Below are 25,981 nucleotides of genomic sequence, written 5' to 3' on the forward strand. Positions count from 1 at the left end.
TAAGCAAGGAAGCAATGAAGCGGTACACCGTCGGCATTGACCTTGGCACCAGCAATACCGTGGTGGCCTATGCGGAGACAGGATCGGACAATATCCGCGTCTTCGAGATCGACCAGCTCGTAGGCCTGGGTGAAGTCGCCGCGCGCCCGCTACTGCCTTCGGTTCGCTACCACGCGGCGCCCGGTGAAATCAGCGGCGACGATTTGCAGCTGCCATGGCAGTCGGCGGCGAGCGCCGCCGCGCGCCGTACGGTGTTCGGCCGCCTGGCGGCCACGCTTGGCGCACAGGTGCCAGGCCGGCTTGTGGCCAGCGCGAAAAGCTGGCTGTCGCATGCCTCGGTTGATCGCACCGCCCCCATCCTGCCGTGGGGCGCGGACGAGGAAGTCGGCAAGATCTCGCCTGTCGCCGCGAGCGCGAGCTATCTCGGCTATGTGGCTGCCGCGTGGAATCATCGCTTCCCCGACGCCCGGCTGGAAGAGCAGGACGTCGTGCTCACCGTGCCAGCGTCGTTCGACGAGGGCGCGCGCGCGCTGACGCTTGAGGCCGCGCGCATGGCCGGCCTGCCTGCGCTGCGCCTGCTCGAAGAGCCGCAGGCCGCACTCTACGACTGGCTGTTCCATCACCGCGAGACGCTCGATGCAGAGCTCGCGCGGACTCGCCTGGTGCTGATCTGCGACGTGGGCGGCGGTACCACCGACCTGACGCTGATCCGCGTCGACATGCAGGACGGGCAGCCGCAGCTCACGCGGATCGGCGTGGGCAACCACCTGATGCTCGGCGGCGACAACATGGACCTGGCGCTCGCGCATCTGGTCGAGGCGCGTCTCGGTCCCGCGCAAGCGCGCTTGTCGGCCTCGGGCTTATCCCAACTCGTTGCCCGCTGCCGTGCGGCCAAGGAACAGTTGCTCAGTGCGCGAGCGCCGGATGCGGTCACGGTCACGCTCCTTGGTGCCGGCTCGAAGCTGATTGGCGGCGCACGCTCCGTGGAGGTGACGCGGCAGGAAGTCGAACAGCTTGTGGTCGATGGCTTCTTTCCCAAGGTGGCGTCCACCGAGCGGCCGGGCCGCGCGCGCGGAGCCATCGTCGAATTCGGCCTGCCGTATGCGTCCGATCCCGGTGTCACGCGACATGTCGCGGCGTTTCTGAGCCAGCACGCCGCGCAGTCGCGCGTGGCGCTGGGCCAGCCGCAGTCCGGCGACGATGCGTTGCCAATGCCTGACACGCTGCTGCTTAACGGCGGGGTATTCCGTGCCGAAGCGCTGGCGAGCCGCATCGCCGATACGCTGGGCACATGGCGCGGGTCGCCCCTGAACGTCCTGCACAACGCCGATCCCGATGTCGCCGTTGCGCGCGGCGCTGTAGCCTACGCACGGGCGCGAGCGGGACAGGCACCGCGCATCGGCGGTGGTTCGCCGCGCAGCTATTTCCTGGTGCTCGATGACGGCGCATCGGGGCAGCAAGGCATCTGCCTGCTGCCAAAAGGCACCGAGGAAGGCCACGAAATTCACCTGAAGGACCGCACCTTCGCGCTGCGGCTTGGCCATCCGGTCCAGTTCCATCTGGTCTCGTCCGTGGCCGACACGGCCTACCAGCCCGGCGAATTGACGGGGCTTGAGCGCGGCGACTTCGTGCGCCTGCCGCCGATCGCAACCGTCGTGCCGACGCGCGGCAACAGCGGTCCGCGCGAAACGCCGGTGCAGATCACGACATCGCTGACCGAGGTCGGCACGCTCGAAGTCCACTGCAGCGAGATAGCGGATACCGCGCAGCGCTGGCGGCTCGAGTTCCAGTTGCGCGGCAACGAAGCGCCGGCCGAAGCGCCCACGACCGAAACGTTGCACCCGTCGCTGCCACAAGCCTTCGACGCCATCGACCGCACCTTCGGCGCACGCGCCCAAGGCGTCGATCCGAAGGAAGTCAAACGGCAGCGCGCCCATCTGGAACAGCTGCTGGGGCCGCGCGAGCAATGGGATAGCGCGCTGCTGCGCGAACTGTTCGGCGCCTTCCTGGAGCGGGCCAAGCGCCGGCGGCGTACCGCCGACCATGAGCGGCTCTGGCTGAACCTGGCCGGCTATTGCGTGCGGCCGGGCTTCGGCTATCCGCTGGACGAGTGGCGGGTCGAACAGCTGTGGTCGATGTACGACCAGGGCATCCAGTACGTCAACGAAAACCAGAACTGGTCGGAATGGTGGACGCTGTGGCGCCGCGCAGCGGGTGGTCTCGATGAGAGCGCGCAACTGCGCCTGCTCGACGATATGGCCTTCTATCTTCAGCCGCCGGGCAGCGGCCACTACAAGAAGCCCGCAGGGCCGACGCGTTCCGGGTACGCCGACATGGTTCGGCTGGCCGGTTCGCTCGAAAACATCCCCGCCGAGCGCAAGATCGAGGTCGCCGAATGGCTGCTGGCCCGGCTGCGCAAGCCGTCGGAAAACAACCAGAGCTGGTGGGCCGTGGGCCGTATTGGCGCGCGCCGGCCGTTCTATGGCAGCGCGCATGGCGTCGTCCCGGCCGACATCGCTGCGCGGTGGGTGGATGCCATCCTGGCGCTCGACTGGAAGAAGGTCGAACCGGCGGCGTTTGCCGCGACGCAGATCGCACGCATGACCGGCGACCGCACGCGGGATCTGCCCGATGAGGTGCGCGCAGCCGTCGTGCGCCGCCTGGAGGCCGCCAACGCGCCGCAAAGCTGGATCGCCATGGTGCGCGAGGCCGTGGAGCTCGATGCCGCCGACGAGGGACGCGTTTTCGGAGAGGCATTGCCTGCGGGCCTGAAACTGATCGGCGGAACTGCCTGAACTGCATTGGCGGCGCGTCGCAGCGGGTGCCATGGACCTGGCGGATAATGCGGCTTCACAAGAAAAAGCCAACGTCACACCCATGCACGCCAGCACCACCGGTACCAGACGCCTGGACTGGACCACACTGTTCCTCCTTACCTTCCCCCCATTGAGCTGGGCCGGCAACGCCATCGTCGGCCGCCTGGCCGCCGGAACGGTGCCGCCGGTCACGCTGAACTTCGTGCGCTGGCTGCTGGCCGGTCTGCTGCTCGCGCCTTACGCATGGCGCGGCGTCGTCGAGCACCGCGCAGCGCTGCGCCGGCATGCGGGGGTGATCCTCGCCCTCGGCATGCTGTCGATCGCCAGCTATAACGCGCTGCAGTACCTGGCACTGACCACGTCGACGCCGATCAATGTCACGCTGATCGGCGCCTCCACGCCGCTGTTCCTGCTGATCATCGGCGCTACGTGCTTTCACGAGAAGATGAAGCCGTGGCATGTCGCGGGCGCCCTGCTGTGCCTCGTGGGTGTTTCGTTCGTGCTCGTACGCGGCGAGCTTGGCCGCCTTGCCCAACTCGACTTTGTCGCGGGCGATCTCTATATGCTGGCCGCCACCATCGCGTGGAGCGCCTATACCTGGCTGCTGCGCAAGCGGCGCCCCGAGTTGCCGTTGCCCGTGCTGCTGTTCGCGCAGATCGTGACCGGCCTGGTGGTAAGCGTGCCCGTGACTGCGTGGGAACTGATGACGCTCGATCAGCCGCTCCAATGGAGTGGCAAGGTCGCGGCGATCCTGCTCTATGTGGCGACCATCCCATCGCTGCTCGCCTACTTTGCCTGGGACCGCGCCATCGCGCGTGCCGGCGCGCAGTTGCCAGTCTTCTTTATCACGTTGACGCCGGTGTTCGCGGCCCTGCTGTCCACGCTGCTGCTCGGCGACTGGCCGCGCTGGTACCACGCGGTCGGGTTGGTGACTATCGGGGCCGGTATCTGGCTCGCGCAGCGGCGCTGAACTGCCCCGCTGCTGCCAAATGGCGCAATGCTGCAGTCCAAGCCACTGACGATTGCGGAGTAGACTGAATAGCGTGCCCGCTCAGGGATGGCAGTGCGCCAGGAGGCAATCGTGCATGGCTATCAGGTCACTTTCTACACCGTGGAGAGCCGCCGCCACCACGGCAAGCAGTTGTCGCACTGGTTGCTGCAGCTCATGCGGGACATGAATGTTCGTGGCGCAACGCATCGCGTGGCGGCCGAAGGCATGGGGCACGATCACCGTTTCCACAGCTGGCATTTCGTCGAACTGGCCGATCGCCCCGAGGAAATCATGATGATCGCGACCGAGTCGGAGACGCAGGCGCTGTTCGATCGCCTGGCGGCTGAGGACGTGCGCGTCTTCTACACCAAGTTCCCCGTGGAGTTCGGCTTCCTTGGTAAGGCGGCGCCAGACATGGATGACGGCCCCACGTGAGCCCCCATCACATGACGGCGGCCCGCTCCGTCACTGGCTCAGCAACGCCATGCAGACATACAGCACGCCTGGGACCAGCAACGCTGTCGCCAGCACTGCGTAGTACCGCGCGCCGTGATGGGGCGGATCCGAATGGAAATGGTGCACGACCGGTTTCATGATGACCCCCATTAGTGACTGGATGTGGGGATGCTTTAACAATAGTCCTCCCCTGTCCCTTTCGCGAAGGGGAGTTGGCAAGTAGCGTGCCAGTGTCAGATCGATGCAACGCGACGCAGCGCGATGCAACGGAAGTCAGACGGAGACGACGATGAACAAGGTGAGAAAGACCGCGCGCCAGCTTCTGGCGGACAAGCCCCGCGATGTCATTTCGGTCGCGCCGGATGATTTCGTGCTGGCAGCGCTCCAGCTGATGGCCGACAAGGACATCAGCACGGTGCTGGTCATGCACGGCGACACGCTGGCCGGGATACTGTCGCAGCGCGACTACGCCCGTGGCGTCGAACTGGCAGGCCGCAGCGCCAGCGCAACGAAGGTCCGGGACATCATGACGACCAAGGTCGTCTGTGTTTCGCCTGACCATACCTGCGACCAATGCCTTGCGCTGATGCATGCCAGGCGCATCCGCCATCTGCCGGTTCTGGAATCCGGGCGTATCGCCGGGGTGCTGTCCAGCCATGACATCCTGGAAGAACTGCTGAGCGAAGACGAACACCTGATCCGCGACCTCGAGCACGACATGCTCAACCTGACCGTCGACACGGGCGGTTGCTACTAGTTTTCGGCATGCCGCCTCGGAGCTAGCTGGAAAGCTCCGGCATCCGCGGCGTGAAGCGGCTGTAGTCGATCACCCCGGCGCGGCCAACCAGGATCGTGGCCTCGGGAATCTCCTGCCACACGCCTTGCACATCGATCAGCGGCTCTGACAGCACAAGGAATGCATCGTCGCCGGCGGCGATGATGCGCGGGTCGTCGGGATACAGTTCGCGCAACTGGCGGAACGAGGTGCTGTGGAACAGCGAGCGCGAATCCGCTTCACTGGAATAGCGCACCGCAACAATCTGCTGGCCGTCGGTCACGCAGACGGTCATGTTGATCGGATGCTCCACGTCGTAGCGGTGGCCGACTTCCTCGATCAGCCCCACCATCTGCTCAAGCGCGGCGCGTGGGTCACGTTCCAGCCCGAAAGTCAGCGCCAGGAAAAACATGATCTCGGAATCCGTAGACCCCTCGATCCAGCGGAACAACTGCGGCGAGACGGCCATCATCAGGTCGCGCCGCAATAACGGAAACTCCCGGATCAGGCCGTTATGAACAAAGAGCCAGCGGCCGAAGCGGAACGGATGGCAATTGGTTTCCTGCGTAGGCGTACCGGTAGCCGCCCGTACGTGCGCAACGAACAGCGGCGCCCGCACCGCCCGGGCCGTCTCGCGCAGGTTGGTATCACTCCAGGCAGGGTGCAGGCAACGGTAGCGGAATGGCACCTCGGAGTGGCGTCCATACCAGCCAACGCCAAAGCCATCGCCATTGGTGGTGGTATGGCCCAGCCGCGCATTCAGGCTCTGGTCGATCAGCGAGTGTTCCGGCTGGAATAGCACCGCTTCGAGCGGCACGGATCTGCCTGAGTAGGCCAGCCAGCGGCACATGGTGTTCCTCCTCTTATCGGCGGGGCCGGTGACTGCCGCCCCACACTTCTGTTTTAGGACGGCTGCCCGCGAACGGCAAAGGAACGCCGCCGCACCCAGCGCCGGATGCGGCCGGCGCGCGACGGTCTGGCATGTCAGAGGGAGATTCGGAAAGCGAAGGGACCTCGCTATACGCACGATTCGTCACTTTTGGCGGGCAACCCAGGGCAGCGCCCGCAAATCCCGCCCTTAATACGGCGTCCGGCTCAGCCGCCTCCGATACCGCGCCGCATACGCCGCCTGTTGCTCCTGCACCGGCAACGCGGCCTGGATGGCTTCCACATGGCGGTCCGAACCTGCATAGAAGTCGGACAGGTCCGCCTTCATCGCCGTACGGGACGCATTGTCGAGATAAATCATGTGCCCGGATGGGTAGTTCCTGACGGTCAGCGTCGTCGCGATGCCCGCATGGGCGGCCGGCATGTTCTGGAAGTTGAGGATGGTCTGGAAGAACGGCGTCACGGCGTCGTAGTAGCCGTTCGCCGAGAACACCCGCAGGTAAGGATTCAGCGCCATCGCCGCAGCAAGATCGCCGGCCGTGTAGAGGCTTTCGACACCGCCGCGTTGCGCGCCAGTGGGATCGACGTGGCCGAAATTCCAGTTGAGAAAGGCCTCGTCGTTCAGGTCCATGAAAGGCGAGGTCGACGTGAACTGCAGTTCCTCGTTGAGATACACATTCCACATCGCCGTATAGACGCCGCCCACGGCGGTCATGGTGGGATCGTTGCCGCCGGAATTCGGGGCGATGTATTCGGCGATGCCCGTGTCCTGCGCCGTGACACGGCCATCGTATGCCCCGACCGCCAGGCCCTTGTCCAGCAACAGGCTGGTCAGGAACACCGAGCCGTTTGCAGTCGAGGGGTCGAGTTTCCAGTAGCGCAGGACTTCCTGCGGGATGCCGAGAATGGCGCTGAGGTACTCGAGCGATTTCTGGTCGAACTTCGGAAAGCCGGATAACGCCTCGACGTAGGCATCGATGGCAAACGCCTCCACGTCGTCCATGAACGTCGCCAGTTCGGCAGGCACCGGCGACAGCGTGACCATCTTGTGGAACCACGCATCGGCCGCAAGCGTAGGAAGCAGCCCGATGGGATTTCCCGCCTGCGAATAGTCGAGGATCGACGATTGCAGCACGATGCCGTTGAGGTCCACGCCATCCTCATGCAGCAGCCATGTCAGCACGCAGGTACGCGGCGTTCCGTAAGACTCCCCGAACAAATACTTCGGCGAATTCCAGCGGTTGAACACCGTCAGATAACGCTTGATGAACTGCTTGATGCAGCTAGCGTCTTCGTCCACGCCCCAGAAGTCCTTGTTGGTGCCCGGTGCGACCGCGCCGGAATAGCCCGTTCCAACGGGGTTGATGAAGACGAGGTCGGTATGGTCGAGCAGGCAATCCTCGTTGTCTTCCATCTCGTAGGGCGCGGGTGGCGTGAAGCCGGGCATGCTGGTCTTGATCCGGCGTGGTCCGAAAGAGCCGAGCAGCAGGAAGACCGATGACGATCCGGGGCCACCGTTGTAGAAGAACGTCACGGGCCGCTTGGATGCCGCCGTGCCATTGAGCGTGAAGGCGACATAGAACAGCTTGGCGGCCGGCATGGCGCTGTATGGGTCTGTTGTCACCAGATGGCCCGCGCGCGCCGTGTAGGCGAGCGATTTGCCATGCAGCTTCAGCGTGTGCTGCGTAATCGCCGCGGTCTCCGTGACGTCGGTCACCAAATCGTCCGGGCCATAGCCATAGGGCGTGGTGTCGATAAGCGGCTCATCGGACGGAACTTCCTTTCGTGTCGTCGGGCTCATTGCATTGTCCTCCGTGTGCGAAATGGTGAAGTCCGCTGGCGCCAGATCGTCAGACCGCAGCCAGCGCGGCGAGCAATCCCTGCCCGTTGGGCACGCCCCAGCCGGTGACCGCATCAAAGCCCGCCTTGGCCGTATAGCCCTTGCCGGGGCTCGGACGCGAGGTGTTCTGGCCCGAAACGACGTCGCTGAAGCCCGCGCGTCCCACATCGCCCTTGTAGAGCAGCGGCGCAAGGAATCGCTGCCGCTTGCCGGCCGGCAACGCCGCATCGATACGCGCCACCAGCGCCGCCCACAACGGCGCGGCGGCGCTCGTGCCGCCATCGGGCAATGCGTGGCCATCGAGCAGCAGGTCGTAGAGCGGCGGCCCCGCCAATGCGGCCACGTCAGGCACCACGCGCCCGTTTGCGGCGCCGGGATTCAGAGACGCCACCGAGACGTTCTGCCACGGCGGCCGCGGATTCAGCACGCTCACGCCACCACCGGTCGAGCCGCCGCCCTGCTGTGTGCGCTCGCCCGGCGCTTCCCACCACGCCACTTCCTCGGACTTCCCGTCCGCATGTGTGACAAGCATGGTGCCGCCCACGCTCAGCACATAGGGACTCGAGGTCGGGAATGCGACATGACAGCGCTTGCCCGGTTGATTGCAGCCGCTGCCGTCATCGCCCGACGATACGCACACGGTCACGCCCTGCATCGCTGCAATCTGAAGCCGCTGGTTGATCGATGCCATCGCACCATGGCTCCAGTCCGTGGCCTCTTCGGCGAGACCGTAGCTGATGGACAGCGCCACGGGCACGGGCCCTTTCCCCGAAGTGACTTCATCGAGCAGGTTGATCCAGCCGCTCTCTCCCCACGTCGCGAAATACACGCCGATATCCGCCTTCGGACAAAGTCCGGCGACGATCTCGATATCCATCATCGTCTCGGCGGTCTGCACGAACAGCAGGTCCTGCAGGTCCTTGGGAAGTTCCTGAATCTCGGCCCGGAACTGCTGTTCGCTGAGCGGAGACAGGCCAACGCTTTCGATCCGCACCACAGGCACCGGCAACCCTTGCCGCTTGCAGAACAGGGATACGTCCGAAGGAAGATACGCGGGCGGCAGTACCTGCCCATTGCCGATGTTCTGGCCGAATTCGGCGATGGCGATCGTCCGGTCTGCGCCATCGCCATCAGGAAAGTGGTATCGCTTCACAAGGTCTGCGGGGGTCAGCGGGACCAGCGTGCGCACCAATGCCGCGGCTTGCGCATGACGCTTCGCCATCTGCCGCTGGTCCAGGCCGAACACACCCTCCACGACGTCGGCGATCTCGCCCGGCACCATCAGCACGCCGTGGCGCGCGCGGATCTGACCCTGTCCGGGCACATGGTAGATGCCAAGTTCGGGCTTGAACGCGGCGATCATCGCAGACGCCGTTCCGCGCACCCGTATGCTGCGGCCGCCTTGCTTCACCTCGACGACCTGGAGGCCATAGCCCCGGAGCACGTCCTCGACCTTGCGCACCGTTTCCGCGGGCACGCCGAAACGCTGCACGATCTCTTCGCGCGACAACGCCTTGTCGGGCATCTGTTCCGGTGCGGGAAGATCGGGACCCTTGAGCGTGACCGTGACGTCGACGATCGCGTGCGGATCCACGTCGCGCACCCGGATGGCGTTGTGCGGCAGCGGCCGGCGACTGCCAGCAAGCTGTACGTGTGTGTCCGCCATGTTTTCCTCCCGCACTGACGTTGCCTGCGGCTTTGGCGGCAGGCTCAAACGAGCTTAGGTATTGCGGGGCCATTCGTCAAAATGCCGCTGCTGAGCGTGTTTTATATCTGTGATAAAGCAGAGTGCAATGGGCCGCATGCCTGTCTGCCCATTCGTACAAGAGCACGCACAGCAAACTTGCGTAGCTCAGACCCGTTCCGGCACCACGCCGACATAGCGGCCTCTCGGACGGATCACCTGTCCCACACCCAGTTGCTCCAGGCTATGCGCGAGCAGTCCGATGCTGCGCGCCGTGGCGAACATCCCGAATGCTGCATCGTCGGGCAGGCCGCAGTGAATCACCAGCGCGGCCAATGCCACGTCGATATTGGGCTGCAAGCCGGTCAGGCGTGTTGCCTGTGCGATGAACCGAGCGATGACCGGCGGCGGCTCGAACCGCGACAGCAGCGCGGCGGCGCGCGGGTCGCCCTCGGGATAGAGGTGGTGTCCGAAGCCCGCAAGCGCCTGGCCGGTCGACAGGTAGTGCGTGATGACCTGATCTTCGCCCTGCCGTTCGACGTCGTTGAACAGCGCCTTGACGCGACCGGAAGCATCACCGTGCAGCGGCCCGGACAAGGTAGCGAGGCCGGAGAGCAGGCACGCGGGCAACGACGCACCGTTCGACGCCGCGATACGCGACGCAAACGCGGAGCTGGTCAGTTCATGATCGACCAGCAGCACCATGGCCATCCTCAGCAACTCGGCCCCTGCCGGCTTCAGCCCCCACCCTTGCGCGAAGCGCATATGCAGCGCTTGCTGCCCCGGCTGTGCGCCAAACGCGTTGGCCAGCTGGCCGACCAGGCCCTGGCCTTCCGCATGCAGGACGCGCGTCATGCGGCCATGTGTCGAATGACCGGTGGCAGCCAGTTCGGCCAACGCCTTGAAGGCCGCCACACGCCCCGGTTTTGCCACCTTGGTGGACGACGAAAAATTCACGGGCTGCGCTGAATCCCACAGCAACTGCGCGGCCTCTTCCAGCGTGGCGGTTTCGGCGAGCACCACCGCGTCGCGGCCACGGTAGTAGAGCCGTTCGCGCAGGAACGTTGAGATCGCGGTCGGAATGCTGGGCTCGGCGCCAAACAGCGTGTTGGTGGCCAGCGTCTCATGCTTGCGGCCAGCCTGCTTGCGTTTGGCCAGCGTCGCCACGTCTTCGGCGCGATACAGGCTGCGACGCGTATCGACCGGATCGGACATGACCTCGATCTTGCCGCGGCTGACGTACGCGTAGACCGTCTGCGGCCTCACGCCGAGCCGCGCGCATGCCTCGTCCATCGATATCCAGGGACCCATGGTGATTTGCTCCACATCTATTTATGTTGATTTTATATATCAATATTGCATTGACAATCAACCATTAACTACCATGGGTCCTACATTCCAGCCGACTCCGACGACCACATGAAGCCGCACATCCTGCAACTGAATCCCATCCTGATCCCCGCCGCCAATGACGAACTGGCCGCCCTTTACCACGTGCACAAGCTGTTCGAGGTCGAGGACCAGGCCGCCTGGCTCAAGGAGCATGGATCGGCCATCCAGGCCGTCATCACGGGCGGGCACACCGGGATTTCCCGGGCGATGCTGGAACAGTTGCCAGCGTTGAAGGTGGTGGCCGTCAACGGTGTGGGCACCGACGCGGTGGACCTGCCCTATTGCCGCGAGCGCGGGCTGCCGGTCACCGCCACGCTAGGCGCACTGACCGAGGACGTGGCAGACCTTGCGATTGGCCTGCTGATTGCCGCCTGCCGGAATATCTGCGCGGGCGACCGCTTTGTCCGCGATGGCCAGTGGGAACGCTTTCCGCAACCGTCGGCCATTCCGCTCGCGCGCCGGTTCAGCGGCATGCGCGTCGGTATTGTCGGCATGGGCCGCGTCGGCCGCGCGGTCGCCACGCGGGCCGCTGCATTTGGTTGCCCGATCCGCTACACCGATCTGCGGCGCATGGACGATTTGCCGCACGCGTTCGTGCCCGATCTGGTCGACCTCGCTCGCAACAGCGATGCGCTGGTGCTGTGCGCGGCGGCCGACAAGGCGGAAGGCATCGTGAACGGCGCCGTCCTTGATGCCCTGGGGCCGCGCGGCTTCCTGGTCAATGTGGCGCGTGGGCGCCTGGTCAATGAAGACGACCTGGCACAAGCCATCGAGGCCGGCCGCATTGCCGGTGCTGGCCTCGATGTCTTCGTGGACGAACCGCGCGTGCCGCTGGCGCTGCGCAAGTCGGATCGCACGACGCTGCAGGCGCATCGCGCCAGTGCCACGTGGGAAACCCGCGCCGCCATGATCCGGATGGTCCTGGACAGCGTGGCCGAGGGGCTGGCCGGCAAGCGCCCTGCGATGAGCCTGACTACCTGAGTCGACAGGCCCCCCCCACTCAGGAGCGCCATGATGGAATTCGTCCTGCCTGGCACGCTTTCGGGCGTAGGCCCGTTGCAGCGCGGCGATGTGATGGATGCCAGCGTCACGGGCCTCGGCGAAATCCCGCTGGTCGTTACTTAGCCCCGGCCGCTTCCCATCCTGTGCATCGAAAAAAGAACACCCCATAACAATACGGAGACCACTGTGAATACTTCCCGAAGAATCGCGCTAGTCACGGGCGCCGGCAGCGGTGTCGGCCGGCTGACTGCGCTGGCACTGCTCGACGACGGATGGACAGTCGTACTTGCAGGCCGCCGTGCCGATCCGCTGCAAACGCTGGCCGCCGAAGCGGCCGCGCGAGGCCAGACCGCACTGGCCGTACCGACCGACGTCACGGACCCCGCCAGCGTGCAGAGCCTGTTCGACACGATCGAGCGCGAGTTCGGGCGGCTCGACATGCTGTTCAACAACGCAGGCGTCAATGCCCCCGCCGTGCCGATGGATGAACTGCCCCTGGACAAGTGGTTCAACGTCATCAACACCAATGTGACCGGCGTGTTCCTGTGCGCGCGGGCCGCTTTCGGCCTGATGCGCCGCCAGTCCCCGCAGGGCGGCCGCATCATCAACAACGGATCGGTCTCCGCGCACACGCCGCGTCCGTTCACAGCGCCCTACACTGCCAGCAAGCATGCCGTCACCGGCCTGACCAAGGCCCTGGCGCTCGATGGCCGGGCCTTCAACATTGCCGCGGGCCAGATCGACATCGGCAATGCGTTGACCGAACTGTCGGAACGCATGACGCGTGGCGTGCTGCAGGCAAACGGCACGACGGCACCGGAGCCGATGATGGAAGCACGACATGTGGCCAATGCTGTGCGCCACATGGCATCGCTGCCGCTGGACGCCAATGTGCTGAACATGACAGTCATGGCCAGCGCCATGCCATTCGTCGGCCGCGGCTGACGGGAACAGGGCGCCCCGGGGCATCGCACGCCGGGGCACCACCAGAGTTGACACGAGTTGACCAGCATCCAGACGGAGACACCCCATGCGCATCACCACACCGAAATTCACTACACTCACCACGCTGATCGGCGCCTTGGCAGGCTGCGTCGCCCTTGTTACTGCGACGGGCGCGGCGGCCGCGCAGAACTATCCGACCCGCCCGGTCACGATCATCGTCCCCGCGCCGGCCGGCGGCGGCATTGATCTGATTGCGCGCGTGGTCGGAGAAAAGCTTTCGGTGACGCTCGGCCAGCCCTTCATCGTCGAAAACCGGCCGGGGGCCTCCAATAACCTCGGCACCGCCGTGCTGGCCAACGCCAAGCCCGACGGGTATACGATCGGCATCGTCGGCGGCAGCCACAACATCAACAAGTTTCTGTTCAAGAACCTCGGCTGGGACCCTGAAAAGAGCTTTGAGCCGATCGTCTACACCCATGAGATTCCGCTGGTGTTCGCGGCGTATCCGAAGCTGCCGGTGAAGACGGTGCCCGAGCTTGTCACGTGGATGAAGGCGAATCCGGCCGAGGCCAAGGTGGCCACCTCGGGCCGCGGCAGCGCGCAGGAGATGGCGGCGGAAATGTTCCGCATGGTCAGCGGTGCGCCGGTGCTGCTGGTGCCGTACAAGGGCTCGTCCGCCGCCCACCCCGACCTGATTGCCGGCCGTACGGTCCTGTACATCGACACCCTCAGCGCCATCCAGGAGCAGGTCAAGTCGGGCAATGTGCGCGCGCTCGCGGTATCCACGCGCAAGCGCGCGAAGGCACTGCCCAATGTGCCAACAGCCGAAGAACAGGGCCTGAAAGGCTATGACGCCAGCACCAACGGCGGCTTCTTGGCCCCGGCCGGCACACCGAAGGACATCGTGGCAAAGCTCAACGCCGAGATCAACGCTGCGCTGAAGCTGCCGGAAGTCCGGGCCAAGCTAGAGACCGCGGGCATCGACATCCAGGGCGGCACGCCGCAAGACTATGCGGCGCTGATCAAATCGGACCTGGCCAAGTGGGGAAAGGTCGTCAAAGAAGCGAACATCCAGGCAGAGTAAGCGCCGCACGCTCTGCGAAGCATGCCCCTTGTGGCGGAATGGCCGGCAAACGCACTGCAGCAAGCCGGCCACGATTCGCGCTAATATTCGGCGATATCCGCATTCCTGCTACTTTTACGCCGAAGGTGCTCCCTCCGGCGCTTTTTTGATGAGCAATCTCAACCCCCAATCCGTACTTTCCGTTCACCACTGGACTGACACGCTGTTCAGCTTCACCTGCACGCGTGACCCGGGCTTCCGCTTCGAGAACGGCCAGTTCGCCATGGTCGGCCTCGAAGTCAATGGCCGCCCGCTGCTGCGTGCCTACAGCATTGCCAGCGCCAACTACGAAGAGACCCTGGAGTTCTTCAGCATCAAGGTGCCCGATGGCCCGCTGACCTCGCGCCTGCAGCACCTGCAGGAAGGCGACCAGATCTTCGTCGGCAAGAAGCCCACCGGTACGCTGCTGGTCGACAACCTGCTGCCGGGCAAGACCCTGTGGCTGCTCGCCACGGGTACCGGCCTGGCGCCGTTCCTGTCGATCATCCGCGACCCGGAAGTGTATGAACGCTACGACAAGATCGTGCTGACCCATACCTGCCGCTTTGTGGAAGAGCTGGCGTATCGCGAACTGATTTCGGAACACCTGCCGAAGCATGAATACCTCGGCGATCTGGTGCGCGAGAAGCTGGTGTATTTCCCGACCGTCACGCGCGAGGACTTCCACACTCGCGGCCGCATCACCGAGCTGATTGAAACCGGCGAGCTGTTCGACCGCCTGGATATGCCGGCCTTCTCGAAAGAAAATGACCGGATCATGCTGTGCGGCAGCCCGGACATGCTCAAGGAAGTCCGCGCGATGCTCGATGAGCGCGGCTTTATCGAAGGCAATATGAGCCATCCCGGGCACTTTGTGCTCGAAAAGGCGTTTGTCGGCTGAGTCGGCTGCTATCGGCTTTTCAAGAGGGGGGCGCGCTCCCCCTCCCCGCTTAGCCAAGCCTGATTTCTTCACGACGTCAGGCCTTTGGCACGCAACCTCTCGATCTCGTAAGAGCCTCGCGATTCCTTCCATACGATCTCGCGCTCACGAAGGCCGTCGATCGCATTCTGAACTGTCGCGGCGCTGACGAAGCAAGGCGTCGGGCGAGCCGATTAGTGGCATTTATATCCTGGTCAGATAAGTTATTTGGCCAGGATAAATTGTGATAAATGCTCAATAAGCCACAAAGAGACATCCAATCGACCTCAGTGTCCCCTCGGAGTCGTACCTTCCGCCGCGTTGCGGTCCTTGGGACCACATGAAGCACTACTGAATCCGGCCGAATCCGTCGGCTGCCCAGCGCTCCGCACGCGTACGCGTCAGCTTGAAGTCGGGCGGCACCTTCACCGTGGCGATGACATCCCCGAAAGGATCCACGGCTGTCAGCGTGCCAAACGGCTCGAACTCATCCGGTGTGACCACCAGCCTGACCGTCAGGCTTCCCGATTCGGTCTCGATGCTGCACTGCTTGTTGAGTTGGGCATGCAACTGCTGCTCATGCCGGCGGATGACTTCCGATGCGGTCTTGACCAGCGTCTGATGGGCCGTCGCATCGAGCGGCTTCGGATCGACCTTGTTTCTCCCCATGGTCCAGGGGCCGACCAGCGCCGGTTCGGCGCTGCCGTCGCGGATCATCTCGACGGCCCAGCCATCGCCGTCCTCGTTCTTGATCACGCGGGCGGTCCAACCCTTGTCCCGCCAGAGTCGGGGCTCATGGATGGCAGAGGATTCTTGCTCTGAATGAGCGTCGTCGGTGTCGTGCATCAATCTTGTCGTACTAGTCTGCGCGTCAACCGCGCGCCCCTTTTTCAGCCGACTGGTCCGAACCAGTCAAACCAGTCGGAGGGGTAAAAATCAGGCGGAAACCGCCGGTGCTGCCACAGCTGCCTTGCGCGAGACCTTTTTCGCCGCTGCCGGCTTCTTCGCTGCGGGCTTCGCTGCTGCCTTGCGCGGAGCCTTCACGGCTGCCTTGGCAGGCGCGGCCTTCTTCGGGGCGGCCTTCTTGCCAGCGGTCTTGCTCGCCGTTGCCTTCTTGGCGCCAGCAGCCTTGGCCTTCTTCGCCGCGAGCTTTTCCTTGGCGGCTTGCTTCTCAAAACGCAGTGCAGACTTTGCGGCGTCTACAGCCTGGGCAATCTCACGCTTTGCCGCTTCGATTGCCTTCTTCGTGTCAGCGCGCAGCTTCAGCAGGCGCTTCTTCGCTGCCTGGGCTTCACGTGCCAGCACGCTGGCCTTCTTCGTCGGCGCAGCGATTTTCCGCGCGACAGGCTTCTTCTTTGCGACCGCGCTCTTTTCAGTCGTTGCCTTGGTTGTTGCGACCATATCGATCATTACCCGTTAGTTGTGGAGCGCGGAGTATAGCTTGTGGATCGCTTTATCCATAGCGACCCCGCTTTCGCACGCATCGCAGGATGTCAACAGAAACAGGTTTCGCGGGTCATGTCCCGCCCTTTGCATCAGCCTCCAGCGCCGGTTCACCATCCTTCGTAGCAATCAATTCCTTCGGCGCCAGCGCGATCAGCGGCAGGATCAGCGCATAGACCACGGTGGTCGCGATCACACAATATGTGAATCCCTGCGCCGCGCCACTGTTGTAGATCCATGAGCCAAGCAGATCGCCGGCGCGCGCGGAAAGTGCGAACACACCGTCCACCAGCATCATCAGGGTTCCCTGCAACCCTGGCGGACAGGACCGCATTGCAAGATCGAGATACGCTGCAGTAGCGATGCCGCCCATCAGCCCGATCGGCGCCGCCAATACCAGCGCAAGGTTGGCGGAATGAATGAATGCGAGCGGAATCATCTGCGGCACCGCGACAATCGTTCCCCACCACAGCAGCTTGCTCAGCGAGACCTTCTTGCAGAGATAGCCATACAGTACGAACGTCGGGATGAACGCGAGGGCAAATATCCCGTTGTAGTACGAATAGACGGAATCCGATGCATGCAGCTCATTGGTCAGGTAGAACTGCAGAGGGGTGGCGGCTCCGGGCGCGAAATTCCACAGAAAACAGATGAGAACCGCCGGATAAACGGCCCGATGCCGAACCAGACGCCGGAGGTTTGCAAAAAAATCCTCGCCTCTGGCTTCCGGCTTCTCGTAGGCATGGCCGAAGACGGACTCTGGCTTCCAGAGCGCCAATACGGCAATCAATACATTGAACGTCGCCACCAGAAAGAAGGCCTGACTGACGGCGAGATGATCGGAGACATATCCGGAAGCGAACGCTCCCGCGACCACGGGAACGGAACTCACGACATTCAGCAGAGCGCTCAGGCGCCCCGACATGAGCTTCTCCTGGCCCACCAGGGCGACCAACCCCTGGTAGGCTGCGGCGACGAATCGGGACGACACCATTGCCAGCAGCATGCCGACCGCGAGGCCTTCATACGAAAAGCCTGCGAACGCCATCCCGATGCACGCCGCCGCCGTAACGGGAGCAAAGATCAGGAAGAAACCGCGGTCCCGCAATCCCAGCGGGTTCCAATGGTCGCGCGCCAGGCCGAACGCGAACGCCAGATAGACCGGTATGCCCGTCAGCAGCCGGAATGTCGATATCTGCGTCGCCGACGCATGCAACTGGTTCTTGAGCAGGTACGACGTCTGGATATCGATCAGGTATCCGGCCGGCGTTGCCAGATAGATGAACAGGGTCAGCCAACCGAAGTACAGCAAGGTTCGGTCACTGTCCTCGGAACCCGTTCCACCAGTAGCGGCCGCCATGTTGATCGCTCATCGGCAAGGCTGGATTTGGCTCGGCATCTGCCCGGCGCGCGGGCGGCTTCAGGAGCGCCGTTCAGGGCTCTCGAGCGAACTAAGTGTAGGTGAAGAAACTGGCGCCCACTAAATCGAGCGAACAGTAGATCGCTCTCTTACGATGTGCCATTCTGCCGACCTGTCTCTTTTGACATCACCACATTGGTGCAAACGGAAACGAACGGGAACAGGCTATCAAGCGCCATTGCCCATACTCCGCGACTTTTTGGTAGGCTGGATTCTGTAGGTACAACCCTCTGAATGCCGGAGTGAGCCCTCCTCTGCGCTGCTGGTTGTGGCCAAAGGATGAGTCATGCAAGAGTTGGCCTTTCGCACCCTGCTATATCGCTATTTCTTTTTCAACTGGCTGTTCAGGGACGTCAGCCGCGGCAACCTGGCCGAACGATCCATGGCCTGGCATTTCAACAAGGCGCATGCGCATTGGCTGCTCACATACATGCGGCGCTGGCTCTGGTGTGGCGTGATCCTGTCCGCTGCTGGTGGTGTCGTGGAACTGGGGCTTCGTGCGCCTGCGCTGTCGGCATTGTTCTATGTACCGGGCGTACTCAGCGTGCCGATCAATGTGGTCATCGGTGCGCTATGGGTCGGGCTCAAGATGCTGCCCGGTCCACTTGGGCGGCGGCAGGAATAGACATGCCCGGACCGGAGCGCGTGCAAGCGAGCGGCATGCTGCCCGCTACAATGGACGCCCTTCCATTCTCGCCACAGCAGGCACACCGCAATGTCAATGCACGCCGACCAGCAGTCCGAATATCTCGCCTTCGCCGGTCGCCTGGCCGATGCGGCAAGTGCCGTGACGCTTCCTTATTTTCGCGCCCCGATTAGCGTGGTCGACAAAGGTACCGCGCGCTTCGACCCCGTCACGGTGGCCGATCGGGAAGCGGAACTGGCAATGCGCGCACTGATTCGAAGCACGTATCCCGCCCACGGCATCCTTGGCGAAGAAGAGCAAAGGATTACCGGTACTGACCCGCACCATTGGGTACTCGATCCGATCGACGGCACGCGCGCCTTCATTACCGGGCTGCCGCTCTGGGGCACCCTGATTGCACTCAATGATGGCCAGCGTCCCGTGCTCGGCGTGATGGACCAGCCCTTCACACGCGAGCGTTTTTCCGGTGACCGCGAGCGAGCCTGGCTCAATGGCAATCCGCTGCAGGTGCGCCCCTGCGCGGCGTTGTCGGAAGCCACGCTGCTCTGCACCACGCCGGACATGTTTGAATCCGGCGAACAATGGGATGCGTTCCAGCGCGTGGCACGCGCTGCGCGCATGCAGCGCTATGGCGGCGATTGCTACGGCTATTGCATGGTCGCCGCAGGCCAGGTCGACGCCGTGGTGGAAGCAGGCTTGCAGCCGTATGACGTGCAGGCCCTGATCCCCATCGTCGAGGGTGCCGGCGGCATCATGACAAGCTGGACCGGCGGCGATCCTCAGCATGGCGGGGCAGTCGTCGCTTGCGGCGATGCCCGTGTCCATGCAGAGATCCTCCGGCTACTGAATTCGCCGGGCTGATCGGACTACTCCTCCACATAGCCCTTGCGCAGTTTCTCAGCGACCAGCTTGTCCATTTCACGGCGGGCCCGACCGGGCTCGTCGAAGACCTTGACGCTCGACTGTCCGGCACTGCCGATGCGGCCGTAGGTGACGGAGAGTTCCGCCCCGCTCACGCTCGCGCGCCAGAATTTGCGCGACGTGCCTTGTTCGAAGCGCAGCATCCGCGCGAACTCTGCCTGGGCACCCGTGGCTGTTGCCTCAGCCGCAGGCGCCTCGCTCCGCACCGCAGCCGGCCTGGCAGACGGCACCGGCGTTTCCGCCACAACGTCCAGCGCACCATCCTCGCCGTCGGCCAGCATCGCCTCGATGCGGGCCAGCACGGCCTCCCGGTCATCAAGCCAGTCCTTGCCGGGGATATCCAGTACGCGCCAACCGAAAGCACGCAGGATGCCCGGGCGAAACACATAGCGTTCGGCAGTGTCCGCCACCGCCTCGGCTGGCGTGTCGAGCAGGATTGCCAGCGCATAACCCTGTCCCGACGGCTCGGCAATGGCCAGGTCGCAACGGAACTGCGAGCGACCCACGTTTACGTGAACCTGATGGCCGCGCGCACGCAACGCCTCGGCCAGCGCATCGCGGATGCTGTCGGGCGTCGCCGTACGCGTGAAGGCATCGCGCGCGCCGGGGTTCAGTGCACCGAGCACCGACTGCGCGCGCTCGAACTCGCCACGCGCGCTGGCCTGCGCGAACTGCAGGAATGCGCGCAGCGCGGCCGCGCCATCGTTATGCACGTTGGTAATCGCCTCGGCCTGGATGGTCGAGACCACCGCCATGCGGTGGCGCGCACGGCTGAAAATCACGTTCAGGCGCTTCTCGCCGCCACGCTGGTTGATCGGGCCGAAGTTCATCAGCATCTTGCCGTCCGGCCCCGGCGCGTAGCAGATACTCAGGATGATCACATCGCGCTCGTCGCCCTGCACGTTCTCCAGGTTCTTCACGAACAGCCCGTTGAACTGGTCGTCGTCCTCGCGCACGTATTCGCGTTCGAGGCGCATGGCGAAATCCGCGTCTTCGGCGGCCAAAGCCTCAAGCGCGGATTCGATGGCACCCTGCTGCGCCTCGGAAAACGCGACGATACCCAGGCTCAGGCCAGTCTCGCGACGGAGCATCTCGCGTACAGTCCGGGCGATGTAGACGGCCTCGGGCGCATTGCGTCGTTCCGCATAGACGCCGTCGGCGAGACGATGGAAGCTGACCGGGCGCGCCAGCAACGCGTCCGCGCCCGCGATGCCGGCATCCTCCAGATCCGAGCGCAGCGGCGGCGCCTCGTGCTCGGCCGCTTCCAGCACACGGTCGGGAATGGTGACGAGACGCCCGTCGTAAAACGCCGCATTGGAAAAGCTGATGAGCGACTCGTGACGGCTGCGGTAATGCCACGCCAGCAGCGTGGCGGGCAGGTTGCGCGCGGCCTGGTTCAGCAGGCTGTCCGAATCCAGGTTGATCGCGATGCGCTCGCCCTCCTCCTCCACGACGATCTCATCGTCGCCGTCCGCGCCGCCAGCCGTGAAGAAGTTCGTCGGCGGCAACTGCATCTCGTCGCCGACCACCACCACCTGGCGCGCCCGGCTCAGCGCGGGCACGGCCTCCTCGGTCGGAATCTGGCTCGCTTCATCGAAGATCACGACGTCGAACAGGTCCGACGACAGCGGCAGCGTGTCGGATACCGACAACGGGCTCATCAGCCAGATCGGCTTCAGGTCGTTGATGACGATGCCAGTCTCGTCGTCGGCAAGATCGCGGATCGAGCGGTGGCGCATGCTCTTGCCAAACTCATGTTCCAGTTCACGGCGGCCCGTGGCGTATTGCTTCTTGAACGCCTTGCCGTCGGCGTCCAGCATCGTCGCCGACAACGAGGAGGTGCGCACATGTTCAGCAAACTGCTGATGGCGATTGGCGCGCACGACCTGCGCATTCAGCGCGAGCAGTTCGCGCTGGCCCTGCGCCACGGCGCGCGCGGCCTGCGCCAGCGCAGCGCCGCCGAAGCGCGCGAGCAACGGGCTTTCGCGCGTCAGGCGACGCAACGCTTCGTCGGCCACCAACGCTTCCAGCTGGGCGGGCTCGTGATCGAGCCACTGCAACGTGGCAGCGCAGGCGGGATCGCTGGCATGCAAGGCGCGCAGCAGTGGCAACAGGTCGGGCAGCTCGTCGAGCGCTTCGCGCAGGTCGCGCAGCAGTTCGGCGATGTCGGCAAGACGTGCATCGCCGTCAAGCACCAGCCCGTCGCGAACACGCTGCGCGAGCTTTTCCAGCGCTTCGCGCGCACCGGCTTCGGCGCGCGCCGCCGCGATCGGATCGACGGCCTGGCGCAGATGCGCGACCAGTTCGCGCGGACCCGTGGTCGACTGCAGGCGCTGCTCGAGTTCGCCAAGCGCGCGCAGGAAAGCCTGCATCTCGCTCACGCCGTAGCGGCGGCGGCTGTCGGCGTCGGCCGCCGCCAGCGCCGTATGCGCGGCATGCTCGGCCGCCAGCGCTTCGAGCACCTTGCCGAAGCCCGGATGGATAGCGTGCTTGCCAAAATCGTAGCGTCGCTTCAGTTCGCCGCGCAGTCGCCACCACGCAGGCTGCAGCCAGCGCGCGAACGACGGCTCCAGACGCCGCGCGAGCGCAAGCGCAGACTCGGTATCGCCGGGGCTCAGCTTGTCTTTCCAGTTCGCCGTTGCCGCTTGCGCATCGGCGAGTGCCTGCGTGCGCCGCTCCAGTTCCGCGCGAATCTCGCGCAACGCGGCCTGCGCCGGCGAGGCCGAATCCAGCAGGTTCAGGTGCGCGGCGAGTCCTGTATCGAGCAGCCACTGACTGTCGGCGGCATTCGCGCGCGCCTGCTCCAGCGCGGTGTCCTGGCCAGTCAGGCTGGCGGTGCTGTCCATCAACGGATCGAGCGCATCGAACAACCCTTCGGCGTCGCTGCAAAGCTGCTCCGCGCGACCATACGCGCGCTCATCGACGAGCAATCGCGGCGACAAGCGAGCGAACGGATGCGCCGCCAGGCTGTTCAGGCCAAAGCGCTCGCGCATGGCGCGATGCACGCGGTGCGCGAGATCACGCTGCCGGTCCCACGCAGCCAGCGCCGGAAGGCGCTCGCGCATGGCCGGCCCGGTATCCGGCACGGCGGGCAACGCGGCCACCCGGCGAAGCAGCGCCCGCACGCTGTCGCCCAGCGCCTCGGGCGCGGCAGCCATCGCCGACTCGAACGCATCGATGCGCTGCTGATGCGCACTCAGCGCATCCACCACCTGCGTGCGGCGCGCCGCCAGAGCATCGCCGTCGTGAGGTTGCGCGATCCACTGCTCATAGCACGCGCGCAAGTCGGCAATAAAGGCCTTCTTGTCGGCTTGCGAGTCGTGGATCAGGCAGCACAGCGAGTCTAGGCCGCTTTGCCTGAGCCGATGAAACACCACGTCGAGCGCGGCGCGCTTCTCGCAGACGAACAGCACGCGCTTGCCGCGTCCCGCGTAGTCGGCGATCAGGTTCGTGATGGTCTGCGACTTGCCCGTGCCCGGCGGCCCCTGGATGATGAAGCTGCGCGCGCTGCGAGCCAGCCCGACCGCCGCGTTCTGCGTCGCGTCGGCCGCCACCACATTCCACTGCTCGGACGGTGCGAGCGCCGCGGGAGCGTCCGTCTCCACGTCGCGCGGGTCGATCGAGAAGACGCGATCGAACGCCGGATTGGCGCCGGGCTCGTCGAGCAACTGCGCGTAGTCGCGCACCAGCGACATCTTGCGATAGTTGAAATTCGCCAGTGTCACCTGCGTCAGGTCCAGGTCCCAGGCATAACGGTGGCCCTCGGACTCCTCAAGCACGTAGCCCTGGCGCTCTTCGCTCTCCGCCGTGGCAGCGCCACTCATCTGCGGCTGGCGCGGGCCGGCACTCGGTGCTGCGCCCGCTTCGAATCGCTGTGGCAGCGCGCTCGGCCGCACCCAATGCTCGAACAGCGCGCGCCCCAGCGGCCGATAATCGTCCTGCGCATAGCTGTACGGCGGCAGCCAGCCACCGATGCGCGCGACAGCCGTGCCTGGCTTGCGGCGCTGGAACTGCTGCATGCGCTGCAATGCCTTCTGCCGCACGAGCCGCACCGCTGCCTTGTCGACGAGGCGCAACTCCACCGCAGGTTCCGATTGCCGAATCTGCGCGAGGATGCCGGCATGGATCTCTTCAAGCGAGGTCTTGCCGAGATCGACTGACTCATCCAGCCGGATGCCGTAAAGCTGGTTCAGGTAGTGGCGCAGCACCGGGTTGAACTCGGCCTCGCCGCCCGCGCTCTGGATCACATACTGGTCTCGCACCCCCTTGCGCTTGACCAGTTCCACCGGCAGCCACAGCAGCGGCGTCACGATGCGCTCGTCCGGCGCCTCTTTCAGGTTGTGCCAGCGCAGGAACGCCACCACCAGCCGCAGGTTGCTGAAGCCGTATTCGGCGCGGTCGCGGCGGGTTTCGGCGATCAGGCGATCGAGCGATGCCGGCAGGTAGGGCTGGTCGTCAAAGCGCAGCCACTGCTGCAGCGACACCGGCTTGCCCGCTACCAGGTCGGCGGCGAACGGCCCGCCCCAGGTGCAGATGTGCTCGGGCTGCACGCTTTCGATCTGCAGCATCAGCGGCACGCTGGCCACGGTCAGGTTGACGCTGGCCGCGGTCGGACGGAAATGCAGCAGGCGGTTGCGCCGCGACAGGTCGAACAAGCGGTCGCGCAAGTGCGTGAGCACGGCGGCACGGCGCGGCGTGGCGCCGGCAGTGCCCGCCAGTGCGCGTTCCACATCCAGGGCCGCCGGCTGGTCGCGCCAGGTGCGCAGCCGGGTTGCCTGCGCGGCGACATCGGTGGCCCGGTCGTGGCGATTGATCTCGGTCATCTCGACGATCACCGCGGCGACGATCGGATGCAGCCGTTCGTGCAGCAGGAACAGATTGCGCCGATGCGCCACGAAGCTGCGCAGGTCGTCCTCGTCGGTGAAGTCCAGGCCGCACGCCAGGCTCGCGAGCGCCATGCCGAGCAGAAAGACATCGCCGATTTCGTCGTGATGGCCGATCAGCTTTTCCCAGCTCGCGGGTCCGGGCAGGAAGACCGGGCGTTCGATGGGCGCCGCCAGATCCAGCTGCAGGGCCAGGTCGGCTTGGTCACGGTGCCCGCTATCGGCGTGGCCGAGCCGCAGCGCGCCGACGATGTTCAGGGCCGAGGTCGGATGGGGTTGCACGCGATGGATCGCACCAATGTCCATCGCCGGCGTCTCGCCGTCTGGCCGGCGCAGGCGCAGCGCGCCTTCCTCGTCCACGAGGATGCTGTCCGGATCGAGCGCCGCTACCCTGCCCCGCGCGTGCAGCGCGGCGACCTGTGAGAACAGCGGCAATACGAGCACCAGCACGTCGTCGGTCGCCAGCGCCGCGCCCGCCTGTGCATCGATCAGGGCCCGTAGCGTACGCGGATCGTTGCCGCCGGTTGCTTCCGGAATCGTGTTCGCGGCGTGGATGGTGCTATCGGTGCTATCGGTCATGACTGGCCCTCCCTGGCCAGTTGGCGGTGGAGTTGGCGCTGGTATCGGTCCAGCTCGCGCTTGCCGAAGCCGCCATCGCGGCGCAGGTTGCCTTGCAGCGCTTCCAGGCTGCCAAGCGCTTGTGCCACGTGACCAGCGCGCAGAAGCGCTGCGTCCTGCTGGTCGGGGTCGGCAAGCGACAGGTCCATCATCAGCGCGTTGAGGTACCCGCGCACGCTGTCGTCAGCCACGTCCGGGCCCAGGCCCTCGGGGCCGATTGCCGGCTCGTCGTCGCGCCAGTCGGGGAACAACATTCGCAGCTGCGCAAGCACCGCATCGCTTCCCAGCGTCGTACCGGCAAGGAAGTGCGCGAGAAAGCCGCGCGTCAGCGCCTGCAGCCGGACCTGTCCCGGCAGGTCGAGCTTCTCCAGCGACAGTGGGCCATGCAGTCGGGATTCGATCCATGCATCGAGATTGCCCTCGCCCTCCCACCACAACGCCAGCGCGCGGGCGCGGATGAACGTTTCGGGATGGCTGTGGGCCGCGCTCGCGCCCGCCTCGCCGGATTCGATCTCGGCCGCCTGGCGCAGGTAGGCGGCCGCGTCCACGCTGCCCATGCCGGTCTGCACCTTCACCAGTGTCGACACGGCCGGGGCGACCGCCCCAGCTGCCACGGCGCCGCCACGATCCGCGAACAGCTCGGTGTGCAAGGCATAGCGTCGCCAGGTTTCCCGGTGGCTCGCGCTGGCAGCGGGCGCCGCCAGCGCGTCGTTCAGAATGCGGTCGGCCATGAGGAACTGGCCGTCGTCGCGCGACCACAGCAGGTAGTGCGCCAACTCATGGCCAAATACCGCGAGCAATTCCGGCGGTGCCAGCCGTTCCAGTAACGGCCCCTGCAGGACGATGTGGACCTCGCCGGGCACATAGAACAGCGATGCATTCATGTCCTGGCCCGGGGACTGGTACAGCGTCGCCGGTGCGTCGATGCCAAGCCGCGCCATCGCCTGCGCCAGCACCGCGTGTACATCGGCGTGGGCGTCCGCCTCGATGCGGTAGGTGTCGCGCAGCAGCATCGCGCGCAATGCCTCGCGGTGGTCGGCGCCGGTTGCGCGCGCGCTCGCCCAGCACCAGACCTCGGGCTCGTGCTGGCGCAGGTAATCGACCACCGTTGCGTGATAGGCCAGCGGCATCAGCGCGCCGCGATCCGGAGCGTGAGAGTCCATGCAGGTCGTTCCAGGGTTGCGTGGTCGCCGATTCTACAGGCCACGATTGGGGATGCGATGGCCAGCCGCGGCCTGCA

At 65.0% G+C, this 25,981-nt stretch carries 20 protein-coding genes; 10 read left to right on the forward strand and 10 right to left on the reverse strand.

Features of this window, described 5'->3' with window-relative positions; genetic code table 11:
* Positions 1 to 14 precede the first annotated feature (14 nt).
* From K2O51_RS21520 to K2O51_RS21530, 3 genes are all read left to right on the forward strand, one after another.
* Positions 15 to 2,795: an Hsp70 family protein gene (locus K2O51_RS21520; RefSeq protein WP_011297916.1), complete on the forward strand. Its 2,781-nt coding sequence runs from the start codon at positions 15 to 17 to the stop codon at positions 2,793 to 2,795.
* Positions 2,796 to 2,877: 82 nt separating this feature from the next.
* The gene (locus K2O51_RS21525) at positions 2,878 to 3,786 is read left to right on the forward strand and encodes a DMT family transporter (protein ID WP_140952950.1); all 909 of its coding nucleotides are present in this window, start codon (positions 2,878 to 2,880) and stop codon (positions 3,784 to 3,786) included.
* A 111-nt stretch (positions 3,787 to 3,897) separates the two neighbouring features.
* The gene (locus tag K2O51_RS21530; RefSeq protein WP_041679953.1) at positions 3,898 to 4,242 is read left to right on the forward strand and encodes a DUF190 domain-containing protein; all 345 of its coding nucleotides are present in this window, start codon (positions 3,898 to 3,900) and stop codon (positions 4,240 to 4,242) included.
* A 30-nt stretch (positions 4,243 to 4,272) separates the two neighbouring features.
* On the opposite strand, the gene K2O51_RS35575 is transcribed toward K2O51_RS21530, so the two are convergent.
* Positions 4,273 to 4,401 carry a hypothetical protein gene (locus tag K2O51_RS35575; protein ID WP_258234682.1) on the reverse strand — a complete coding sequence of 43 codons (129 nt, stop codon included), beginning with the start codon at positions 4,399 to 4,401 and terminating at the stop codon, positions 4,273 to 4,275.
* A gap of 151 nt (positions 4,402 to 4,552) precedes the next feature.
* Here K2O51_RS35575 and K2O51_RS21535 point away from each other — a divergent pair, with 151 nt between their 5' ends.
* Positions 4,553 to 5,020, forward strand: coding sequence for a CBS domain-containing protein (locus K2O51_RS21535; protein ID WP_011297919.1), 468 nt, complete (start codon positions 4,553 to 4,555; stop codon positions 5,018 to 5,020).
* Positions 5,021 to 5,042: 22 nt separating this feature from the next.
* On the opposite strand, the gene K2O51_RS21540 is transcribed toward K2O51_RS21535, so the two are convergent.
* The 4 genes from K2O51_RS21540 to K2O51_RS21555 all read right to left on the reverse strand — a co-directional run bounded on the left by K2O51_RS21540 (position 5,043) and on the right by K2O51_RS21555 (position 10,761).
* Entirely contained in the window at positions 5,043 to 5,888 is an 846-nt protein-coding gene (locus K2O51_RS21540) for a class II glutamine amidotransferase (RefSeq protein ID WP_011297920.1), read from the reverse strand.
* Positions 5,889 to 6,116: 228 nt separating this feature from the next.
* A complete protein-coding gene (locus K2O51_RS21545) occupies positions 6,117 to 7,841 on the reverse strand; it encodes a S10 family peptidase (protein WP_308813412.1) in 1,725 nt (574 codons plus the stop codon).
* Positions 7,777 to 9,432: a S53 family peptidase gene (locus tag K2O51_RS21550; RefSeq protein ID WP_011297922.1), complete on the reverse strand. Its 1,656-nt coding sequence runs from the start codon at positions 9,430 to 9,432 to the stop codon at positions 7,777 to 7,779. The genes K2O51_RS21545 and K2O51_RS21550 overlap by 65 nt, the downstream gene beginning before the upstream one ends.
* Before the next feature lie 186 nt (positions 9,433 to 9,618).
* Complete coding sequence (locus tag K2O51_RS21555) at positions 9,619 to 10,761, reverse strand: citrate/2-methylcitrate synthase (RefSeq protein ID WP_140950482.1); 1,143 nt, start codon at positions 10,759 to 10,761, stop codon at positions 9,619 to 9,621.
* A 108-nt stretch (positions 10,762 to 10,869) separates the two neighbouring features.
* Here K2O51_RS21555 and K2O51_RS21560 point away from each other — a divergent pair, with 108 nt between their 5' ends.
* The 4 genes from K2O51_RS21560 to K2O51_RS21575 all read left to right on the forward strand — a co-directional run bounded on the left by K2O51_RS21560 (position 10,870) and on the right by K2O51_RS21575 (position 14,792).
* On the forward strand, positions 10,870 to 11,823 hold the full coding sequence (locus tag K2O51_RS21560; RefSeq protein ID WP_220630700.1) for a 2-hydroxyacid dehydrogenase: 954 nt from the start codon (positions 10,870 to 10,872) through the stop codon (positions 11,821 to 11,823).
* A gap of 207 nt (positions 11,824 to 12,030) precedes the next feature.
* Positions 12,031 to 12,789, forward strand: a complete 759-nt coding sequence (locus tag K2O51_RS21565) for an SDR family oxidoreductase (RefSeq protein ID WP_011297925.1) — start codon at positions 12,031 to 12,033, stop codon at positions 12,787 to 12,789.
* 85 nt (positions 12,790 to 12,874) lie between these two features.
* On the forward strand, positions 12,875 to 13,873 hold the full coding sequence (locus tag K2O51_RS21570) for a Bug family tripartite tricarboxylate transporter substrate binding protein (protein ID WP_140950479.1): 999 nt from the start codon (positions 12,875 to 12,877) through the stop codon (positions 13,871 to 13,873).
* A gap of 148 nt (positions 13,874 to 14,021) precedes the next feature.
* Positions 14,022 to 14,792, forward strand: coding sequence for a ferredoxin--NADP reductase (locus K2O51_RS21575; RefSeq protein WP_011297927.1), 771 nt, complete (start codon positions 14,022 to 14,024; stop codon positions 14,790 to 14,792).
* A gap of 366 nt (positions 14,793 to 15,158) precedes the next feature.
* Here K2O51_RS21575 and K2O51_RS21580 read toward each other — a convergent pair whose 3' ends face one another.
* From K2O51_RS21580 to K2O51_RS21590, 3 genes are all read right to left on the reverse strand, one after another.
* Positions 15,159 to 15,656 (reverse strand): hypothetical protein, encoded by a 498-nt coding sequence (locus K2O51_RS21580; RefSeq protein ID WP_011297928.1) that lies wholly within the window; start codon positions 15,654 to 15,656, stop codon positions 15,159 to 15,161.
* A 90-nt stretch (positions 15,657 to 15,746) separates the two neighbouring features.
* Entirely contained in the window at positions 15,747 to 16,211 is a 465-nt protein-coding gene (locus K2O51_RS21585) for a fumarate hydratase (RefSeq protein WP_140950478.1), read from the reverse strand.
* A gap of 115 nt (positions 16,212 to 16,326) precedes the next feature.
* Positions 16,327 to 17,613: an MFS transporter gene (locus K2O51_RS21590; protein WP_011297930.1), complete on the reverse strand. Its 1,287-nt coding sequence runs from the start codon at positions 17,611 to 17,613 to the stop codon at positions 16,327 to 16,329.
* A gap of 346 nt (positions 17,614 to 17,959) precedes the next feature.
* On the opposite strand from K2O51_RS21590, the gene K2O51_RS21595 reads away from it, so the two are divergent.
* Together K2O51_RS21595 and hisN are read left to right on the forward strand one after the other, a co-directional pair.
* Entirely contained in the window at positions 17,960 to 18,298 is a 339-nt protein-coding gene (locus K2O51_RS21595) for a hypothetical protein (protein ID WP_011297931.1), read from the forward strand.
* A gap of 90 nt (positions 18,299 to 18,388) precedes the next feature.
* On the forward strand, positions 18,389 to 19,180 hold the full coding sequence (hisN, locus tag K2O51_RS21600) for a histidinol-phosphatase (protein ID WP_011297932.1): 792 nt from the start codon (positions 18,389 to 18,391) through the stop codon (positions 19,178 to 19,180).
* A gap of 5 nt (positions 19,181 to 19,185) precedes the next feature.
* Here the strand turns inward: hisN and K2O51_RS21605 are convergent, their stop codons facing one another.
* A complete protein-coding gene (locus K2O51_RS21605; RefSeq protein ID WP_245001863.1) occupies positions 19,186 to 24,702 on the reverse strand; it encodes an AAA domain-containing protein in 5,517 nt (1,838 codons plus the stop codon).
* Positions 24,699 to 25,904, reverse strand: coding sequence for a M48 family metalloprotease (locus K2O51_RS21610; RefSeq protein WP_220630701.1), 1,206 nt, complete (start codon positions 25,902 to 25,904; stop codon positions 24,699 to 24,701). The genes K2O51_RS21605 and K2O51_RS21610 overlap by 4 nt, the downstream gene beginning before the upstream one ends.
* Positions 25,905 to 25,981: the final 77 nt, after the last annotated feature.

It is taken from the genome of Cupriavidus pinatubonensis, assembly GCF_019602855.1.
Taxonomy (GTDB): domain Bacteria; phylum Pseudomonadota; class Gammaproteobacteria; order Burkholderiales; family Burkholderiaceae; genus Cupriavidus; species Cupriavidus pinatubonensis.

Excerpts from the sequence above, each read along its gene's own strand:
- K2O51_RS21520 (WP_011297916.1), top strand. The coding sequence starts at position 15 with ATGAAGCGGTACACCGTCGGCATTGACCTTGGCACCAGCAATACCGTG.
- K2O51_RS21525 (WP_140952950.1), top strand. The coding sequence starts at position 2,878 with ATGCACGCCAGCACCACCGGTACCAGACGCCTGGACTGGACCACACTG.
- K2O51_RS35575 (WP_258234682.1), bottom strand. The coding sequence starts at position 4,401 with ATGAAACCGGTCGTGCACCATTTCCATTCGGATCCGCCCCATCACGGC.
- K2O51_RS21535 (WP_011297919.1), top strand. The coding sequence starts at position 4,553 with ATGAACAAGGTGAGAAAGACCGCGCGCCAGCTTCTGGCGGACAAGCCC.
- K2O51_RS21540 (WP_011297920.1), bottom strand. The coding sequence starts at position 5,888 with ATGTGCCGCTGGCTGGCCTACTCAGGCAGATCCGTGCCGCTCGAAGCG.
- K2O51_RS21545 (WP_308813412.1), bottom strand. The coding sequence starts at position 7,841 with ATGCGGTCACCGGCTGGGGCGTGCCCAACGGGCAGGGATTGCTCGCCG.
- K2O51_RS21550 (WP_011297922.1), bottom strand. The coding sequence starts at position 9,432 with ATGGCGGACACACACGTACAGCTTGCTGGCAGTCGCCGGCCGCTGCCG.
- K2O51_RS21555 (WP_140950482.1), bottom strand. The coding sequence starts at position 10,761 with ATGGGTCCCTGGATATCGATGGACGAGGCATGCGCGCGGCTCGGCGTG.
- K2O51_RS21560 (WP_220630700.1), top strand. The coding sequence starts at position 10,870 with ATGAAGCCGCACATCCTGCAACTGAATCCCATCCTGATCCCCGCCGCC.
- K2O51_RS21570 (WP_140950479.1), top strand. The coding sequence starts at position 12,875 with ATGCGCATCACCACACCGAAATTCACTACACTCACCACGCTGATCGGC.
- K2O51_RS21575 (WP_011297927.1), top strand. The coding sequence starts at position 14,022 with ATGAGCAATCTCAACCCCCAATCCGTACTTTCCGTTCACCACTGGACT.
- K2O51_RS21580 (WP_011297928.1), bottom strand. The coding sequence starts at position 15,656 with ATGCACGACACCGACGACGCTCATTCAGAGCAAGAATCCTCTGCCATC.
- K2O51_RS21585 (WP_140950478.1), bottom strand. The coding sequence starts at position 16,211 with ATGGTCGCAACAACCAAGGCAACGACTGAAAAGAGCGCGGTCGCAAAG.
- K2O51_RS21590 (WP_011297930.1), bottom strand. The coding sequence starts at position 17,613 with ATGGCGGCCGCTACTGGTGGAACGGGTTCCGAGGACAGTGACCGAACC.
- K2O51_RS21595 (WP_011297931.1), top strand. The coding sequence starts at position 17,960 with ATGCAAGAGTTGGCCTTTCGCACCCTGCTATATCGCTATTTCTTTTTC.
- hisN (WP_011297932.1), top strand. The coding sequence starts at position 18,389 with ATGTCAATGCACGCCGACCAGCAGTCCGAATATCTCGCCTTCGCCGGT.
- K2O51_RS21605 (WP_245001863.1), bottom strand. The coding sequence starts at position 24,702 with ATGACCGATAGCACCGATAGCACCATCCACGCCGCGAACACGATTCCG.
- K2O51_RS21610 (WP_220630701.1), bottom strand. The coding sequence starts at position 25,904 with ATGGACTCTCACGCTCCGGATCGCGGCGCGCTGATGCCGCTGGCCTAT.